15 protein-coding genes are annotated in these 15,661 nt (G+C 72.8%); 5 read left to right on the plus strand and 10 right to left on the minus strand.

What is annotated here, in order from left to right; all coding sequences use genetic code 11:
• The first annotated feature begins 1 nt into the window (after position 1).
• Entirely contained in the window at positions 2–1,294 is a 1,293-nt protein-coding gene (locus tag ACLV7J_RS12915; protein WP_411869534.1) for a molybdopterin molybdotransferase MoeA, read from the plus strand.
• 68 nt (positions 1,295–1,362) lie between these two features.
• Here the strand turns inward: ACLV7J_RS12915 and ACLV7J_RS12920 are convergent, their stop codons facing one another.
• Genes ACLV7J_RS12920 through ACLV7J_RS12930 form a run of 3 tightly spaced genes read right to left on the minus strand, consistent with a single transcriptional unit; the run spans position 1,363 to position 3,084 of the window.
• Complete coding sequence (locus ACLV7J_RS12920) at positions 1,363–1,851, minus strand: molybdopterin synthase catalytic subunit (protein WP_411869480.1); 489 nt, start codon at positions 1,849–1,851, stop codon at positions 1,363–1,365.
• On the minus strand, positions 1,844–2,122 hold the full coding sequence (locus ACLV7J_RS12925) for a MoaD/ThiS family protein (protein ID WP_411869481.1): 279 nt from the start codon (positions 2,120–2,122) through the stop codon (positions 1,844–1,846). Before ACLV7J_RS12925 ends, ACLV7J_RS12920 begins: the two co-directional genes overlap by 8 nt.
• Positions 2,119–3,084 carry a class I SAM-dependent methyltransferase gene (locus ACLV7J_RS12930; RefSeq protein ID WP_411869482.1) on the minus strand — a complete coding sequence of 322 codons (966 nt, stop codon included), beginning with the start codon at positions 3,082–3,084 and terminating at the stop codon, positions 2,119–2,121. The genes ACLV7J_RS12925 and ACLV7J_RS12930 overlap by 4 nt, the downstream gene beginning before the upstream one ends.
• Before the next feature lie 208 nt (positions 3,085–3,292).
• On the opposite strand from ACLV7J_RS12930, the gene ACLV7J_RS12935 reads away from it, so the two are divergent.
• From ACLV7J_RS12935 to ACLV7J_RS12945, 3 genes are read left to right on the plus strand one after another with little or no spacing between them, the layout of a single operon-like run.
• Positions 3,293–4,288: a methyltransferase gene (locus ACLV7J_RS12935; RefSeq protein WP_411869483.1), complete on the plus strand. Its 996-nt coding sequence runs from the start codon at positions 3,293–3,295 to the stop codon at positions 4,286–4,288.
• The gene (gene moaB, locus ACLV7J_RS12940; RefSeq protein WP_411869484.1) at positions 4,285–4,815 is read left to right on the plus strand and encodes a molybdenum cofactor biosynthesis protein B; all 531 of its coding nucleotides are present in this window, start codon (positions 4,285–4,287) and stop codon (positions 4,813–4,815) included. The genes ACLV7J_RS12935 and moaB overlap by 4 nt, the downstream gene beginning before the upstream one ends.
• Positions 4,812–5,354 (plus strand): HPP family protein, encoded by a 543-nt coding sequence (locus ACLV7J_RS12945; protein WP_411869485.1) that lies wholly within the window; start codon positions 4,812–4,814, stop codon positions 5,352–5,354. Before moaB ends, ACLV7J_RS12945 begins: the two co-directional genes overlap by 4 nt.
• A gap of 195 nt (positions 5,355–5,549) precedes the next feature.
• Here the strand turns inward: ACLV7J_RS12945 and ACLV7J_RS12950 are convergent, their stop codons facing one another.
• Together ACLV7J_RS12950 and ACLV7J_RS12955 are read right to left on the minus strand one after the other, a co-directional pair.
• Positions 5,550–6,668 (minus strand): GTP 3',8-cyclase MoaA, encoded by a 1,119-nt coding sequence (locus ACLV7J_RS12950; RefSeq protein ID WP_411869486.1) that lies wholly within the window; start codon positions 6,666–6,668, stop codon positions 5,550–5,552.
• Positions 6,669–6,677: 9 nt separating this feature from the next.
• Complete coding sequence (locus ACLV7J_RS12955; protein WP_411869487.1) at positions 6,678–7,364, minus strand: molybdenum cofactor guanylyltransferase; 687 nt, start codon at positions 7,362–7,364, stop codon at positions 6,678–6,680.
• A 113-nt stretch (positions 7,365–7,477) separates the two neighbouring features.
• Here ACLV7J_RS12955 and ACLV7J_RS12960 point away from each other — a divergent pair, with 113 nt between their 5' ends.
• Positions 7,478–9,682, plus strand: coding sequence for a molybdopterin oxidoreductase family protein (locus tag ACLV7J_RS12960; protein WP_411869488.1), 2,205 nt, complete (start codon positions 7,478–7,480; stop codon positions 9,680–9,682).
• Here the strand turns inward: ACLV7J_RS12960 and ACLV7J_RS12965 are convergent, their stop codons facing one another.
• The 5 genes from ACLV7J_RS12965 to ACLV7J_RS12985 all read right to left on the minus strand — a co-directional run bounded on the left by ACLV7J_RS12965 (position 9,683) and on the right by ACLV7J_RS12985 (position 15,483).
• Complete coding sequence (locus ACLV7J_RS12965; RefSeq protein ID WP_411869489.1) at positions 9,683–10,312, minus strand: helix-turn-helix domain-containing protein; 630 nt, start codon at positions 10,310–10,312, stop codon at positions 9,683–9,685.
• Entirely contained in the window at positions 10,302–11,162 is an 861-nt protein-coding gene (locus tag ACLV7J_RS12970; protein WP_411869535.1) for an ABC transporter ATP-binding protein, read from the minus strand. The genes ACLV7J_RS12965 and ACLV7J_RS12970 overlap by 11 nt, the downstream gene beginning before the upstream one ends.
• Positions 11,155–13,212, minus strand: coding sequence for a nitrate ABC transporter ATP-binding protein (locus ACLV7J_RS12975; protein ID WP_411869490.1), 2,058 nt, complete (start codon positions 13,210–13,212; stop codon positions 11,155–11,157). The genes ACLV7J_RS12970 and ACLV7J_RS12975 overlap by 8 nt, the downstream gene beginning before the upstream one ends.
• A gap of 1 nt (position 13,213) precedes the next feature.
• On the minus strand, positions 13,214–14,056 hold the full coding sequence (gene ntrB / locus ACLV7J_RS12980; RefSeq protein WP_411869491.1) for a nitrate ABC transporter permease: 843 nt from the start codon (positions 14,054–14,056) through the stop codon (positions 13,214–13,216).
• 122 nt (positions 14,057–14,178) lie between these two features.
• Complete coding sequence (locus ACLV7J_RS12985; RefSeq protein WP_411869492.1) at positions 14,179–15,483, minus strand: CmpA/NrtA family ABC transporter substrate-binding protein; 1,305 nt, start codon at positions 15,481–15,483, stop codon at positions 14,179–14,181.
• Positions 15,484–15,661: the final 178 nt, after the last annotated feature.

Raw genomic sequence — 15,661 nt, forward strand, 5'->3', positions numbered from 1 at the left:
CATGGCCGATCCCGCTCGATCGTCTGAGCCGTTCCCCGCCGAGGGACTGCCGCTGGAGCAGGCCCGCCGACGCATTCTGGAGACCATCGCCGCCCGGGATCCGCAGGCGGTCGAGCGCCTGCCGCTGGCCGCGGCCCTGGGGCGGGTGAGCGCCAAGCCGGTGCGCGCCAGCGCGGCGGTGCCGGGCTTCCGCGCCGCGATCCTGGATGGCTACGCCGTCGCGGAGGCGAGTGTCCCGCAGCTGGGACACACCTGGCCCGTGGTGGGCCGCTCAGCGCCGGGGGCGCCCTTCCGCCGCGCCGGCGGGCCGGGGGACGAGCCCGATCGGCTGGAGGCCGGCGAGGCGGTCCGGATCCTCACCGGTGCGCCCCTGCCGGAGGGGGCGACCCGGGTGCTGGCCCAAGAGCTGGTGGAGGTGGAGGCGACGCCCCCCCAGATCCGCCTGGCTCGGGAGGCCAGCGCCAACCCCTGGATCCGCGCCGCCGCGGAGGAGGCCGCCGCCGGCCAGGAGCTGCTGCCCGCCGGTGTGCGCTTGGGCCCGGCCGACCTGGGCAGGCTGGCCGGCTGCGGCGTGGCGGAGCTGGCGCTGCGGCCCCGTCCCCGGATCGGTCTGTTGGTGAGCGGCGATGAGCTGGTGCCCGCCGGCCAGCCCCGCGGCCCGGGCCAGATCTGGGAGAGCAATGGCACCCTGCTGGAGGCCCTGCTGGCCCGGCTCGGTTACGCCGTGGCCGAGCGGCGGGTGGTGGGCGATGCCCCCGAAGCCCTGCGGGCGGTCCTGCTGGAGCTGGCCGGCCGCTGCGATGTGGTGGTGAGCACCGGCGGGGTGTCCGCCGGCGACAGCGACTGGATCCGGCCGCTGCTGGCCGAGCTTGGTGCCGTGGACTTCTGGAAGCTGTTCCTCAAGCCCGGTCGGCCCTTCGCCTTCGGTGAGCTGGGCGGCAGGCCCTTCTTCGGCCTGCCGGGCAATCCGGTGGCGGCGGCGATCACGGCGCTGCAGCTGCTCTGGCCGGCCCTGCAGGCCCTGGAGGGGGCCGAGCCCCAGCTGCTGCCGCGGCTGAAGGTGTGCCTGGCGGCGGATCTGAAGCGCGGCCCGGGGCGGCCCGAGCTGGCCCGGGCCCGCCTGCAGGTGGGGCCGGAGGGGGAACTGCTGGCCCTGGTGGAGGGCAGCCAGGCCTCCTCCCGCATCGGCTCCCTCCAGGGCGCCGACCTGCTGCTGGAGATCCCGGCCGAGGCGGGCAGCCTGGCGGCGGGCAGCGCGCTCTGGGCCCAGCTGCTGCGGCTGCCGATCGTCTGATGGTCGGTGGCGGGGCTCTGCGGCGGATGCCAACGGCGGGCCATGGGTTCAGCCGTGAGGCGGGGCCCTCACCCCAGTGGCGTGTTGCCCTCCACCCAGGTGCCCACGCCGCCGCTCCACTCGCGCTTCCAGAAGGGGGCCTCGTGCTTGAGGGCCTCCAGCAGCTCGGCGCCGCAGCGCTGGGCCGGGCCGCGGCGGTCGGCGGCCACGGCCACCAGCACCAGGGCCTCGCCGGGCCGGGCCCGGCCCACCCGGTGGGCCACCAGCACGGCGGCCACGCCATGGCGGGCGGCGCAGGCCTGGGCCAGGGCCTGCAGCTGGCGCTCGGTCATGCCGGGGTAGTGCTCCAGCTCCAGGGCCTCCAGCGGCCCGCCAGTGGCCGCCGTGCCCCGCACCCGGCCGACGAAGTAGGCCTCGGCCGCCGGGACCTCCAGCCCCAGGGCGCCGCACCACCCGCCCGGCTGGCCGCCGCCTGGCCCCCCGGCCAGCAGCGCCAGGGGATCGAAGGGCCCGGCGTGCAGCTGCACCTCCACCGGGATCGGACGCGCCTCAGCCACCGCTGATCGGCGGCAGGAAGGCCAGTTCGTCGCCGGGGGCCAGGGCCTGGTGCGGGCTGGCGAAGGCCTGGTTTACGGCCACCCGCACTGTGGTCGGGATGGCGCCCTCACCCAGCCCCAGCTCCCGCCAGATCCGCTCCGGTGTGCTCCCCGCCGCCAGGGCCAGCGGGCGCGCGGCCCAGCCGGCCCGTTCCCGCAGGCTGGCGAACAGGCGCACCTGGATCGTCAGGCCGGCCTCTGCCCCATGGGCTGTCCCGATCGCCCCGCTCATCGCGTCGCCACCAGCACGCGGTGGCGCGGGTCGCAGGCCTCGCGCTGCACCCCGTGGAAGCCGGCCTCCGCCAGGGCGGCGGGCAGGTCGAGGCGGAAGTAGGCCTCCAGGTAGGGCTCGGTGCTCTTGAGCAGGGTGGCGATCGGGGCCGGCAGGCGGCGGATCACTTCCGAGTCGGGGTCCTGGTCCACCAGGGCCAGCACGCCGCCGGGGCGCAGCAGCCGGGCCATCTCGCGCAGGATGGCGCGGGTGGCATCGCTGGGCAGCTCGTGGCACACGAACTGCAGGGTGATCAGGTCAAAGCTCGTTGATGGCAGCCCGCTGGCCTCGGCGGCGGCGTGGTGCCAGGCGCGGATGCGCCCCTCCGCGTCGCGCACCCGGGCCACCGCCAGCATCTCGGGGGAGAGATCCAGGCCGCTCACGGCCACGTCCCGGCCCTCACGGCCATCGAGCCAGTCCTTGAGGGCCAGGGTGCCCACCCCCACCGAGCAGCCCACGTCGAGGGCGTCGTGCACGGGGCCGCTCAGGCTGGGTTCGATCGCGGCAACGATCGCCGTGCGCAGGCGCGTCTGGGCCTCGGCCGGCGCCAGCGACTCCTCGGGCCACACCCGCAGGGCCATCGAATCGGTGGCCTGCTCGGCCTCGCAGGCGGCGGCCCAGCAGAGGTTGCCCTGCTGGTAGGCGTGGAAGCGGGCGCGGTAGTAGGCGGGGATCTCGGTGGCGGGGTTGGTGCTGGCCGCCAACAGGGGTTCGGCCTGGTGCTGGAGCTGCTCGCGGCGGGCGCGCCAGGCGATGCCCCGCTGTTCCGCGGTGCGGATGATCAGCTGGCGGGCCTGCAGGAACAGCAGCCGGCGCAGGGGCTCGATCGCCAGCAGCCGGTCGATCGCCCAGCCCAGGGGGTTGCCGTTGTCCACCCAGTTGGGCGGGGCCGTCGCGGGGGGGCTGGCGGGGGTGAGGGTCATCGGTGCGGGTGCCGTCAGTGGGCAGGGCTCGCCGCTGGATGCAAGCACAGATCCGGCCCACCCTTCATGGCCAGCGCCAGGCGCACCACGCCAGGACGGCCCGCCGCGCGCCCCTGACCCCTCAGCCTCGGCGTTGGCGATCTGCCCTGCTCCCGCGTGCCCGCTTGGGCGAATCGGTGTAGACCTCCCCAGGCGTGGCTCGATCGGTATGGACCTCACCACCTCCCAGTTCCTCCAGCTCGCCACCGGCAACTGGGTGACGCAGATGCTCCACGTGGCGGCTGAGCTCGGGCTGGCCGACCAGCTGGTGGCGGGTGAGCGCTCGGTGGAGGAGCTGGCGCCCGCCGTCGGTGCCGATCCCGACAGCCTGTTCCGCCTGCTGCGGGGCCTGGCCAGCCTCGGCGTGTTCACAGAAACAGCTCCGCGCCGGTTCGCGCTCACCCCGCTGGCCGAGCTGCTGCGCTCCGACCACCCTGGCTCCCAGCGCCAGTTCGTGCGCATGCTCGGCGGCGAGCACTACGAGGCCTGGGGCGATCTGCTCCACAGCGTGCGCACGGGCGAGAACGCCTTCCCCCACCGCTACGGCGAGCCGGTCTTCGCCTGGTATGCCCAGAACCCCGAGCGGGGCGCGATCTTCGATGGCGCCATGACCGACTTCTCCCGCGTGGAGATCGAGGCGTTGCTGGCCGTCTATGGCTTCGAGGGGATCACGCACCTGGTCGATCTGGGCGGCGGCCACGGCGCGCTGCTCCAGGCGGTTCTGCGCCGCCACGGTCACCTGCGCGGCACCCTCGTGGATCAGCCGGCGGTGGTGGCGTCCGCGACGGTGCCGCCCGACCTGCAGGGCCGTCTGAGCGTGGAGGGTGGCAACTTCTTTGAGGCCGTGCCGTCCGGTGGCGATGCCTATCTGCTCAAGCACATCCTCCACGACTGGGACGATGACGCCTGCCTCACCATCCTGCGGCTGATCCGAGAGGCCCTCCCCCCTGGCGGCCGGGTGCTGATCCTGGAGCAGGTGCTCCCCCCCGGCAACGATCCATCGCCGAGCAAGCTGCTCGATCTCAACATGCTCGTGATGACCGAGGGCGGCCGCGAACGCACCCCCGAGGAGTACGCCCGGCTCCTGGAGCGGGCGGGTCTGCGGCTGGCCGCCATCCACCCCACCCCTTCGCCGACCAGCGTGGTGGAGGCGGTGCCTGCATGAGCCTCGCCATCGCTCTGCTCACCGTGTCGGACCGGCGCAGCGCCGACCCCACCAGCGACGATCCCTCCGGCGACGCCCTGCTGGAACGGCTCACGGCCGCGGGCCATCGGCTCGCGGCGCGCGCCATCGTGCCCGACAACCGCTACGCCATCCGCGCCGTGGTGAGCCAGTGGATCGCCGATGCCGCCGTGCAGGTGGTGCTCAGCACCGGCGGCACCGGCCTCACCGGCCGCGATGGCACCCCCGAGGCCGTGGCGCCCCTGCTCGACAAGACGATCGAGGGCTTCGGGGAGTTGTTCCGCGTGCTCTCCTTCGAGACGATCGGCACCAGCACGCTGCAGAGTCGCTGCCTGGCCGGCGTGGCCAACGGCACGGTGATCTTTGTGCTTCCAGGCTCCCTCGATGCCGTGTCCACCGCCTGGGATCGGCTGATCCGCGCCCAGCTCGATGCCGGCACCCGCCCCTGCAACCTGGTGCAGCTGCTGCCGCGGCTCACGGAGTCCCCCGACCGGCCCGCTGTGCCATGACGACGAGCCTGGGCTGGCGCCGTCTTGGGGTGCTGCTGCGGCGCCAACGCCGCCGTGGCCGGGCCTATCAGCCGCGCTTCCGAGCCCATCAGGTGGGAGTCACCTGGCTTGGGGCCCTGGTGGCCATCAGCCTGCTGAGCCTGCTCAGCGCCTGGAGCGGCAAGCTGCTGATCGCGGCGCCCCTGGGTGCCTCGAGTGTGCTGCTGTTCGGCTACCCCGCCAGCCCCCTGGCCCAGCCCCGCAACATCGTGCTGGGCAACACCGTCGGCGCGCTGCTGGCGGTGGCGGCGGTGGCGCTGGGGGGCCGTGGGCCGCTGGTGATCGCCCTGGTGGTGGGACTCACGATCCTGCTGGGGCAGCTCCTGCGCTGTCTGCATCCGCCCGCCGGTGGCCTGGCCTTTCTGGGGGTGTTCCTCGGGGCGAAGCTGCCCTTTGTGGTGTTTCCGGTGCTCAGCGGCTCGCTGTTGCTGGTGCTGCTGGCCTGGGCTTTCAGCCGCTGGGTGAGGGGCGCGCTGCCCTACCCCCACCACTGGCTGTAGGGCTGGTCCCGGCGAGCGTCAGCCGGGTGTCGCCGGCGGTTGAATGCGCCGATCAGCAGCGTGTCCGGTTCCTGGCTGGCGGAGGCCATGGGCGAGCCGGTGGCGGGACGGGTGCAGGCCCTGGTGACCGAACGGGGCGTCTGCGGCGACCGCGCCTACGCCCTCTGGGACCACGCCAGCCCCCGATCGGGTCCCTCACCCCCCCAGGTAGGCCATCTCGGCGTGGGGCTGGGGGCTGGCGGAACCAGGGCCGGCCCCGCCCGCAAGGGCGGCACTGCGCTCCTCGCTGTAGCGGTCGTCGCGCCGGCGCCACAGGGCGGACAGGGCCTGGCTCAGGTCCGCGGTGTCCGGGCCCGCCGCGCCGCCGCGCAGGACAGGCTTGAGGTCCGTGCCGCTGGCGGCGAACAGGCAGGTGTAGACCACGCCGTCGGCGGTGATGCGCAGGCGGTTGCAGTCGCCGCAGAAGGGGGCGCTGATCGAGGCCACCACCGCCAGCTGGCTGCCGCCAGGCCCCCTCGCCTGGCCCTCGGGGTCGCCGCCGTCGCAGTAGCGCCAGCGGCTGGCGGTGCCGTGGCTGGGGCGGCCCAGGGGCTCCAGGGGCCAGCGCGCGCCGATGCGGCGCACCATCTCGGCCGCCGGCAGCACCTGCTCCGGGCTCCAGCCGTTGCGGCTGCCCACGTCCATGAACTCGATCAGGCGCAGCTCCAGTCCGCGCTCCCGGGCCAGGGCCGCCAGGGGCAGCAGCTGGTCGTCGTTGCGGCCACGGGCGATCACGCTGTTGAGCTTGAGCTGGCCGGCGGCCGGATCGAAGCCGGCGGCACGGGCGTGCTCGATGGCCGCCAGCACCCGGGCCAGAAGCGTCTCGCCCGGGCCGGGGGCCGCTGCCTCCAGTCCCGCCATCCGCGCCACGCTGGCCCCGTCGGCCCCGTCCAGGCTGAGGGTGATCCGGTCCAGGCCGGCGGCCCGCAGGGCCCGGGCCCGCGCGGCGCTGAGCAGGCTGCCGTTGCTGGTGAGGGCGATCTCCCGCAGCCCGCCCGCCTCCCGCAGCGGTCGCAGTGCCGCGATCAGCTCCTCCAGCCGGGGATGCAGCAGCGGCTCGCCGCCCGTCAGCCGCAGACTGTGGACCCCCAGCCCCACCGCGGCCGTCACCAGCGCCACCCGCTCGGCGGTGCTGAGCAGCCCAGGGGGATCCCGATCGTCCGGCAGGCAGTAGGGGCAGGCCAGGTTGCAGCGCGCCGTCAGCGAGAGGCGCAGCACCCCCGGGGGGCGGCCGTGGCGATCCAGAGGCGGAAAGGCCGTGGATGGAGCAGCCATGGACGGAGGCTAGGCCGTGGGTTCGGGCCGTTGTCGATCCGGCAGCGGCCCACCGTCCGGCGCCACCAGATCCGTCAGATCCTCCGGGCGGTTGGCGTTGCGCAGGGGACCGGCGGGCAGGGGCACCGGGGTGTGGCCGACGCCAGCCAGCCAGCGCTGCAGGCTGCGGCCCCCGGCGGCTGTGAAGGCCGCCAGCGACCGGCGGTGCTGCCCATCGGCGGGGTAAAGGCCCAGCAGCGGCTGCAGGCGGCGGCCGTCGTGGGCGGTGTGGATCCGGGCCGGATCCGCCGTGGCTGCCGCCCGCAGATCCGCGAGGGTGGCGATGTCCAGCCAGGGCATGTCCACCGGGCAGAGCAGCAGGCGTTCGTTCGGGTAGCGCTCCATCAGCCGCGCCAGGGCCAGCAGTGGCCCCTGCCACGGCGCAGGCTCCTGCAGGACCTCCAGGGCCGTCGCCCCCGGCTCGGCACCGATGCAGGCGCGGGTCCCGCCCAGGCTCCGGTCCGCCCAGGCCCGGGCGAGGGCGCCGTGGGCCCGGTGGCGGCTCAGCAGGGTCACGGGTGCCCCGAGTTCCGCCAGCAGCGCCAGGCTGCGCTCCAGCCAGGTGCCCCCGCTGGGATGGGGCAGCAGGGCCTTGTCGCGCCCCATGCGCCGGCTCTCCCCACCGCTCAGCAGGCAGCAGCGCAGCGGCAGGGACAAGGTGCCTCGCGGTGGGGTGTGATCCTCGCGAGCGGGGGTGCGTGGCGTTCGTAGCAACCGACACCGCTGCGGCTCCGGCGCCTTGGTCGAATGCAGCACCGCGCCGCCGCCGCTTGAGTTCGTCCACCCTCCCAGGTGCCCGCAGCCAGTGCCCCTACTGCGGCGTGGGCTGCGGCCTGGAGCTGCGGCCTCCGGCCCCCAGGGAGGAGCTGGCCGGCGACGACGACGAGAGTCCCAGCGGCCGAGGCCCTGGCGCCACCACGCCTCCGGACATCGGGGCTCTCCCCTGGACCAGCCGCGGCGACCGGCTGCATCCCTCCTCCCTGGGTCAGGTGTGCGTCAAGGGCGCCACCGTGGGCGAGACCCTCGCCCCCAACCGCCTGCGCCAACCCCTCTACCGCGCCAGCCGCGATGAGCCCTTCGCGCCGATCAGCTGGGAGCAGGCCTTCGCGCTGCTGGTGGAGCGCATCACCACCGAGCTGGCCACGCGCGGTCCCGGTGCCCTGGCGATGTATGGCTCCGGCCAGTTCCTCACGGAGGACTACTACCTGGCCCAGAAGCTGTTCAAGGGGGCCCTGGGCTGCAACAACTTCGACGCCAACTCGCGGCTGTGCATGAGCTCGGCGGTGGCCGGCTACGCCCGCAGCCTCGGCTCCGATGGCCCCCCCTGCTGCTACGACGACCTCGACCTCGCCGACACGGTGCTGCTGATCGGCACCAACACCGCCGAGTGCCATCCGGTGCTGTTCCAGCGGCTGCTGAAGCGCCGGCGCAAGCAGAAGACCACGCCCCGGCTGATCGTGGTGGATCCACGCGCCACCGCCACCAGCGACGCCGCCGATCTGCACCTGGCGATCCGTCCCGGCACGGACCTGGCCCTGTTGCATGGCCTCGCCCATCTGTTGATCGCCGAGGGTGACCTGGATCGCGCCTTCATCGCCCAGGCCACCGAAGGGTTTGAGGCGCTTGGGGAGCTGGTGCAGCCCTGGACGCCGGAGCGGGTGAGCCGTCTGTGCGGCATTGGTGAAGCCGACCTGCGGGCGGCGGCGGCGGCCTGCGGGGGCGGCAACGCCCTGCTCAGTCTCTGGTCGATGGGGGTGAACCAGAGCGTGGAGGGCACCGCCACCGTGGGCGGCATCATCAACCTGCACCTGCTCACCGGCCAGATCGGCAGGCCCGGCGCCGGGCCCTTCTCGCTCACCGGCCAGCCCAACGCCATGGGCGGGCGCGAGGCTGGAGGCCTGGCCCATCTGCTGCCGGGCTATCGCGCCGTGGCCCAGGCCGAGCACCGGGCCGAGCTGGAGCGCCACTGGGACCTGGCGCCCGGCTCCATCGCCCCTGAGCCGGGGCTGGCGGTGTGGCAGCAGATCGAGGCGATGGAGCGGGGGGAGCTGGGGCTGTGGTGGGTGGCGGCCACCAACCCCCTGGTGAGCATGCCCTCGCTGGATCGGGTGCGGGCGGCGGCCCTGAACTGCCCGCTGGTGGTGCTGAGCGAGGCCTATGCCGGCACCGAGACCGCCGCCGTGGCCCACCTGCTGCTGCCCGCGGCCCAGTGGAGCGAGAAGCAGGGGGTGATGACCAATTCCGAGCGGCGCGTGACCCTCTGTGCCGCCTTCCGTGAGCCCCCGGGTGAGGCCCGTCCCGACTGGGCCGTCTTCGCCGAGCTGGGACGGCGTCTGGGCTTCGTCGAGGCGTTCAGCTACGGCTCCAGCGCCGAGGTGTATGCCGAGTTCGCGGCGATCACCGCCGGCCGCCTCTGCGACCACGGGGGCCTCAGCCACGCCCTGCTGGCGGAGCACGGCCCCCAGCAGTGGCCCTTCCCCGCCGGCACCGCCCCCGGCGGCGGTCAGGCCCGTCTCTACACCGACGCGCGCTTCCCCACCCCCACGGGCCGCGCCCGCCTGGTCGCCGATGCGCCCCTGGGCCTCGCCGAACCCCCCTGCGACGCCTACCCGCTGGTGCTGACCGTTGGCCGCTACCTCGGCCACTGGCACACCATGACCCGCACCGCCCACGTGGCACGGATCGCCAAGGCCCACCCGGAGCCGCTGCTGGAGGTCCATCCCGGCGACGCCGAGCGCCATGGGTTGGTGGATGGCGAACGGGCGCGGATCCGCTCCCGCCGCGGCGCCGTGACCGCCAAGGTGCAGATCACCGACCGCATCCGCCCCGGCACGGTGTTCCTGCCGATGCACTGGGGCGCCTCCCAGGCCAATGCCTGTGAGGCCAACCGGCTGATGCATGACCTGGGCTGCCCGATCTCCCGGCAGCCCGAACTCAAGGCCGCCGCGGTGTGCCTGGAACCCGCCGGGGCCTGATCAGGCCTCCACCAGGTCCGGGGCCAGCCGCAGACCCCCCTGGGCGTTGGTGTCGCCGGCCACCAGACCCGCCTGGCGCCATTTGGACAGCTGACGCGTCACCGTGACCCGCGTGTGCCCCACCAGCTCGGCCAGGCGCTGGTGGCTGAGGTGCAGGGGCAGCTCGTACCAGTCGCCGCAGCGGTGGCCCAGCCGCTCCACCAGCAGCTGCAGCAGGGCCGCCAGCCGCTGCTCCGCTTCCCCGAGATGGCGGATCAGCAGCAGGGCCACGGTCCAGTCGTGCAGGGAGGTGGCGCCCTCGGGGGGCAGCAGGCCGCCGCCCTCCTCCAGGCGCACGGGGGTGAGGGCCTCCAGGTGGAAGCGGCTGCGGCGCAGCAGGTCGAGGGGGAGCTGATCGCCGGCCTGCAGGAAGCCGAGGGTGATCGACGTGCTGTCGAGGGCCTCGACGTCCGGGCCGGAGACGGCCACCCGCAACAGGCCCTGGGCCACGCTGAGGCAGTGGCTGAGCTCCATGCTGCTGCGCTCCAGGCTGGCGGCATCGAGGAGCACGGTGTGGCCGGGGGCGATGCGCAGCGTGGTCGGCACCGGCAGGCCCATCCCCATGGCCATCGCCACCGACTCAGTCGTCATCGTGGGCATAGCGGCGGAACAGGAAGTCGAGGGCGTGGTTGCGCAGCTGGCCGTAGCGGGGATCCTGCTGGATCGTCTCGTAGCGGCGGGGGCGATCGAAGGGCACGTCGAGGATCTCGCCGATCGTCGCCGAGGGGCCGTTGGTCATCATCACGATCCGGTCGGCGAGGAACAGGGCCTCGTCGATGTCGTGGGTGATCATCAGCACCGTGGGGCGCTGCTCCTGCCAGATGGCGAGCAGCTCCTCCTGCAGCTCCTCCTTGGTGATGGCATCGAGGGCGCCGAAGGGCTCATCCAGCACCAGCACGGCCGGATTCACCGCCAGGGCCCGGGCGATCGCCACCCGCTGGCGCATGCCGCCGGAGATCTGGGCCGGCTTCTGGTGGCGGGCGTCGAGCAGGTGCACCATCTCCAGGTGGTGCTCCACCACCTGGGCCCGGGCCCCGGGGCTCAACTCCGGCCGGGCGGCCTTCACCGCCAGCTCCACGTTCTGCTGCACCGTCTTCCAGGGCAGCAGCGAGTAGTTCTGGAACACCACCATCCGGTCGGGCCCGGGCCGCTCGATCGGTGCCCCCCGCAGGCTCACCCGGCCGCTGCTGGGGGTGAGGAACCCCGACACCATGTTCAGCAGGGTGCTCTTGCCACAGCCGGAGTGGCCGATCACGCAGAGGAATTCCCCCTGCTGCACCTCCAGGTTGATGTCGCGCAGGGCCTCGAAGGGGCCGCGGCGGGTCTGGAACACCTGGCCGACGCCGTCGAAGCTGAGGAAGGCCCCCGGGGTGGCGCCGGTTGTGGTGGCTGCGGGAACGGCACCCGCCGGGGAGACGTTGGGTGTGCCGGTGTCAAGCATGGCGGGCATCGCTGCTGGCGGCGAGGGGGCGAGGGCTGGTGGCCGGCGGCAGGGTCACCGGTTCCACCGTGGGGGTGGCGCTGAAGGGGAGGCCGTCGAGGTAGCGCAGGGGCGCGTCCTGGTCGAAGCGACGGCCATCGGCGAGGGCGAAGGGCTGGCGCTCCGGCCAGAGGCAGGGCAGACCGGCCTGGGCCATCGCGGCTTCGTACAGATCACCGCGGTAGGTCTGGCTCAGCAGCTCCAGCCGGTTGCTGGGGAAGGGGCACCAGCCCCAGCGGCTGAACTGGCTGAGCATCCAGGCCCCTTCCGCCTGGTCGGGCACCTGGGCCCGATCGGCGTGGTAGCGGTTCAGCAGCAGCCGATCACTCGACTGCTCACCGGTGCCGAAGTCGAACTGGCGCTGCAGGGCCAGGGCGGAGCTGGGGCCCAGCCACTGGGGGTCGCTGAGCAGGCCGATCAGGGCGGGGCGCTGGCCGCCGTCGTCGCAGATCAGGCCGGCCTGCAGCAGGCCGGCGCAGAGGTCGAGCAGGGCCTGGCGATGGCTCTCGGCCCAGCCCTCGTGGCAGGTCAGCACCTTTTCCGGATGGGCGGGCCAGATGTCGCGGTCCGTGGCGACCACGTAGGCGAGCCCGTCCTCCACCGCCTTGGCCACCCGGTAGCGACCGGCGATGAAGCCGTCGATCTCCCCTGCCCGCAGCGCCGCCTGCATCGCCATCGGCGAGAGGGTGCGCAGCTGCAGGTCGCGGTCGGGATCGAGGCCGCCGCTGGCGAGCCAGTGGCGCAGCAGCAGTTCCTGCATGTTGCCCCGCTGGGCGATCGCCACCCGCAGGGGTGACTCGCCGGCTCGCTGCCGCTGCACCAGGGCGGTGAGGTCGCCCAGGCCCTGGTCCAGGAAGCGCCGCGACAGGCACACCGCATTGCCGTTGCGGGTCACCGTCATCGGCGTGATCGCCGGCCAGGGGACCTGGCCGTGCAGGCCGAGGCTGAGGGCCAGGGGGGTGGTGGCCGAGGTGATCGCCGCCTCCAGCTCGCCCGCCATCAGCTTCTCCTCCAGCTGCTGCCAGCGGCTGAAGGGCACCGGCAGCACCCGCAGCCGCCCGCGGTCGAACAGCTGCCGCTCCAGCGCCACTGCCAGGGGGGCGCTGTCCAGGCCGGGCAGGTAGCCGATGCGCACGCTGGTGACGCCGGCACCCGTCGCCGCGCGCGAGCCGGTGCTGCGCGGGGCGCCACTCTGCAGGCTGCCCTGGCCCAGGCTCTGCTTGCGCTGGCGCAGCCGGCGCTGCTGCTGCAGGAAGCTGATCAGCTCGCTGCGCAGGGCGTAGTAGTCGGGGTGCTCCATCACCTCCAGCCGCTGGCGCGGCCGGGGCAGCGGCACCTCCAGGATCTGGCCGATGCGGGCCTCCGGCCCGTTGGTCAGCATCACCACCCGGTCCGAGAGCAGCAGGGCCTCGTCCACATCGTGGGTCACCATCACGGTGGTGATGCCGCTGGCCTGGCAGAGCTGCATCAGCTGCTGCTGCAGGTTGCCGCGGGTCAGGGCGTCGAGGGCGCCAAAGGGTTCATCCAGCAGCAGCAAGCGCGGCTGGATCGCCAGGGCCCGGGCAATGGCGACCCGCTGCTTCATGCCGCCGGAGAGTTCACCGGGGTGCTTGTCGGCCGCGGCGGCCAGCCCCACCAGCGAGAGCTGCGCATCCACCCGCTCGCGCTGCTGCACGGGGCTGAGCTCGGTGAGCACGTTGCGCACCGCCAACTCGATGTTCTGGCGGACGGTCTGCCAGGGCAGCAGCGAATAGTTCTGGAACACCACCATCCGGTCGGGGCCGGGGCTGGTGACTTCGCGGCCATCCAGCAGGATCCCGCCCTCGCTGGCGCGGGTCAGGCCCGCCAGCAGGTTGAGCAGCGTGCTCTTGCCGCAGCCGGAGTGGCCGATCAGGGAGACGAATTCGCCCTCGGCGATGTCCAGGTCGATGTCGCGCAGGGCGACGTAGGCGCCGCCGCCGGCCAGCGGGAAGCTCTGGGTGACGGCGTCGACGGTGATCAGGCCCGGCATCTCAGCGACCCCCTGCGGCGACGCGGTCGCCCACCAGACCCACCAGCCGGTCCAGGGCCAGGCCCACCAGGCCCACCACCAGGATCGCCAGGATGATCTGGCTGGTGCTGGAGTCGCCGCCGGCGTTGTAGGCGTCCCAGATGAAGAAGCCGATGCCGCCGTCGGCCTTGAGCATCTCGGCGGCCACGATCGCTAGCCAGGCCAGGCCCACGGAGATGCGCAGGCCCGTGAACACGTAGGGGGCCGTGGCCGGCAGCAGGATGTCGCGCACATAGCTGCGCTTGCGCAGCCGCAGCACCCGGGCCACGTTGGTGTAGTCCTGCGGGATCTCGCGGATGCCCACGGCGGTGTTGATCACGATCGGCCACACCGCCGTGATGAAGATCACGAAGATCGCGGCGGAGTCGGCCTGCTGCAGCAGCAGCAGGGAGATCGGCAGCCAGGCCAGGGGCGGCACGGTGCGCAGCACCTGGATCAGCGGGTCGAAGCCGCGCCGCAGGAAGGCATTGAGGCCGATCGCCATGCCGGCGGAGATACCCACGACCGCCGCCAGGGTGTAGCCGATGGCGACGCGCTGGAGCGAGATCAGGATCTGCAGGCCGATGCCCTTGGAGGTGCCGCCGTCGTCATAGAAGGGCTTGCTGATGTAGGGATCCCAGGTCTGGCTGATCACCTGGATCGGACCTGGGAACCCCTCGGTATTGCCGAGGCACAGCAGCTGCCACAGCAGCAGGGTCAGGCCGATGCAGACCACCGGGGCCTTCAGCTGGTTGACCAGGGGGGAGTGGAGCCAGGTGGCCCGCGGTCGCCGCTGGCTGCGGGGGGTGGCGAGGGCGGAGGACATGGGGGCGGAGCTGGGGGGGCGGAGGTGGTCTGCCGTGACTGGCGGGCGCAGGAGACGCGGTGATGCGGGGGCCGGGGGATGGCCTGCCTGCCACTCCCCAGCCTGCACCGGAGCTCAGAGGCTCACTTGAGGGCCTTGATCTTGAGGCTGTCGAGGTAGGCCTTCGGGTTGGCGGGGTTGAACTTCACGCCGTCGAAGAAGGTCTCCACACCGCGGGAATCGCTGCTGGGGATCTCCTTGTAGCCGTTGGCCCTGGCGGCGGCGCGCCAGAGGTCAGAGCGGTTCACGCGGTCCACGAGAGCCTTGATGTTGGTGGTTCTGGGCAGATAACCCCAGCGGATGTCCTCGGTCACGAACCAGGTGTCGTGGCTCTTGTAGGGGAAGGACGCGTTGTTGGCGAAGAACTGCATTTTGTAGGGGGAGTTCTTCACCTTGCGGCCGTCGCCGTAGTCCACGTTGCCCTGCAGGCGGGGCAGCAGATCCGCCACGGTGGCCTTGACATACTTGTCCTGGGCCAGGATCTTGGCCAGCTCCCGGGTGTTGGCGGGGTTGTCGGCCCATTTCTGGGCCTGTTGCACGGCCTTGAGCAGCCGCAGGGTGGCGTTGGGGTTCTTCTTCACCCAGTCGGCGCGCATCGAGAAGGCCTTCTCGGGATGCTGCTTCCAGAGTTCACCGGTCTGGGCCACCGTATAGCCCAGCTTCTTGTTCACCAGGCGCCCGTTCCAGGGTTCACCCACGCAGAACACATCCATCGTGCCGGACTGCATGTTGGCCACCATCTGCGGCGGCGGGATCACCACCAGATCGGCCTCCTTGTTGGGATCCACGCCATTGGCGGCCAGCCAGTAGCGCATCCACAGGTCGTGGGTGCCGCCGGGGAAGGTGACGGCAGCCTTGAACTTGTCGCCCTTGCTGTTCTTCTGGGCGACGACCTTCTTGAGGTTGCTGGCCTTGATCTTCAGCTTGGCGCCCAGGAACTCCTTGGAGGCGGAGATGCCCTGGCCCTGGGTGTTCAGCCGGGCCAGGACCGCCATCGGCACCGGCTTCTTGCTCTTGCTGATGGCACCGGTGGTGAGCAGATAGGGCATCGGCGAGAGGATGTGGGCGCCGTCGATGCCACCGCGGCTGCCGCCCAGCTCCAGGTTGTCGCGGGTGACGGCCCAGGAGGTCTGTTTCTTGAGCTCCACGCCGGGCATCCCCTCCTTGGCGAAGAAGCCCTTCTCCTTGGCGATGATCAGGGGAGCGGCGTCGGTGAGGGCGATGAAGCCCAGATTCACCGCGGTGGTTTCCGGCTTGCCGGGGGCCGTCTGGGCCTGGGCCGGCGCCAGGCTGAGGCTGCCGGCCAGCTGCAGCGTCAGGCCGGCGGTGGCGGCGAGGCCGGTGACCAGAACCTGGCGGCGGGACAAGCGGGCGGAAAATTGGGCCATGGAGGGGAAGAGCTGCGGAGTGCAGGACGGAGTCAGCCGATGCACCACGGCATCGGCCTCAGGACAGTGGGGGGTCGTTCTCTGGGAGCCCCGGCACGAAACCCATCACCGCGGGACGTAACGCACCCGGGCGGTGACACGCGTCGTTGGCGCACAGGCTGACCAACGGGATCCAGAA

It is taken from the genome of Vulcanococcus limneticus LL (assembly GCF_943369875.1).
In the GTDB taxonomy this organism is placed as follows: Bacteria; Cyanobacteriota; Cyanobacteriia; order PCC-6307; family Cyanobiaceae; genus Vulcanococcus; species Vulcanococcus limneticus_A.

Bases quoted from the DNA above. Each gene is read 5' to 3' on its own strand.
- ACLV7J_RS12915 (WP_411869534.1), top strand. From the start codon at position 2: ATGGCCGATCCCGCTCGATCGTCTGAGCCGTTCCCCGCCGAGGGACTG.
- ACLV7J_RS12925 (WP_411869481.1), bottom strand. From the start codon at position 2,122: ATGAGCGGGGCGATCGGGACAGCCCATGGGGCAGAGGCCGGCCTGACG.
- ACLV7J_RS12930 (WP_411869482.1), bottom strand. From the start codon at position 3,084: ATGACCCTCACCCCCGCCAGCCCCCCCGCGACGGCCCCGCCCAACTGG.
- ACLV7J_RS12935 (WP_411869483.1), top strand. From the start codon at position 3,293: ATGGACCTCACCACCTCCCAGTTCCTCCAGCTCGCCACCGGCAACTGG.
- moaB (WP_411869484.1), top strand. From the start codon at position 4,285: ATGAGCCTCGCCATCGCTCTGCTCACCGTGTCGGACCGGCGCAGCGCC.
- ACLV7J_RS12945 (WP_411869485.1), top strand. From the start codon at position 4,812: ATGACGACGAGCCTGGGCTGGCGCCGTCTTGGGGTGCTGCTGCGGCGC.
- ACLV7J_RS12950 (WP_411869486.1), bottom strand. From the start codon at position 6,668: ATGGCTGCTCCATCCACGGCCTTTCCGCCTCTGGATCGCCACGGCCGC.
- ACLV7J_RS12965 (WP_411869489.1), bottom strand. From the start codon at position 10,312: ATGACGACTGAGTCGGTGGCGATGGCCATGGGGATGGGCCTGCCGGTG.
- ACLV7J_RS12970 (WP_411869535.1), bottom strand. From the start codon at position 11,162: ATGCTTGACACCGGCACACCCAACGTCTCCCCGGCGGGTGCCGTTCCC.
- ACLV7J_RS12975 (WP_411869490.1), bottom strand. From the start codon at position 13,212: ATGCCGGGCCTGATCACCGTCGACGCCGTCACCCAGAGCTTCCCGCTG.
- ntrB (WP_411869491.1), bottom strand. From the start codon at position 14,056: ATGTCCTCCGCCCTCGCCACCCCCCGCAGCCAGCGGCGACCGCGGGCC.
- ACLV7J_RS12985 (WP_411869492.1), bottom strand. From the start codon at position 15,483: ATGGCCCAATTTTCCGCCCGCTTGTCCCGCCGCCAGGTTCTGGTCACC.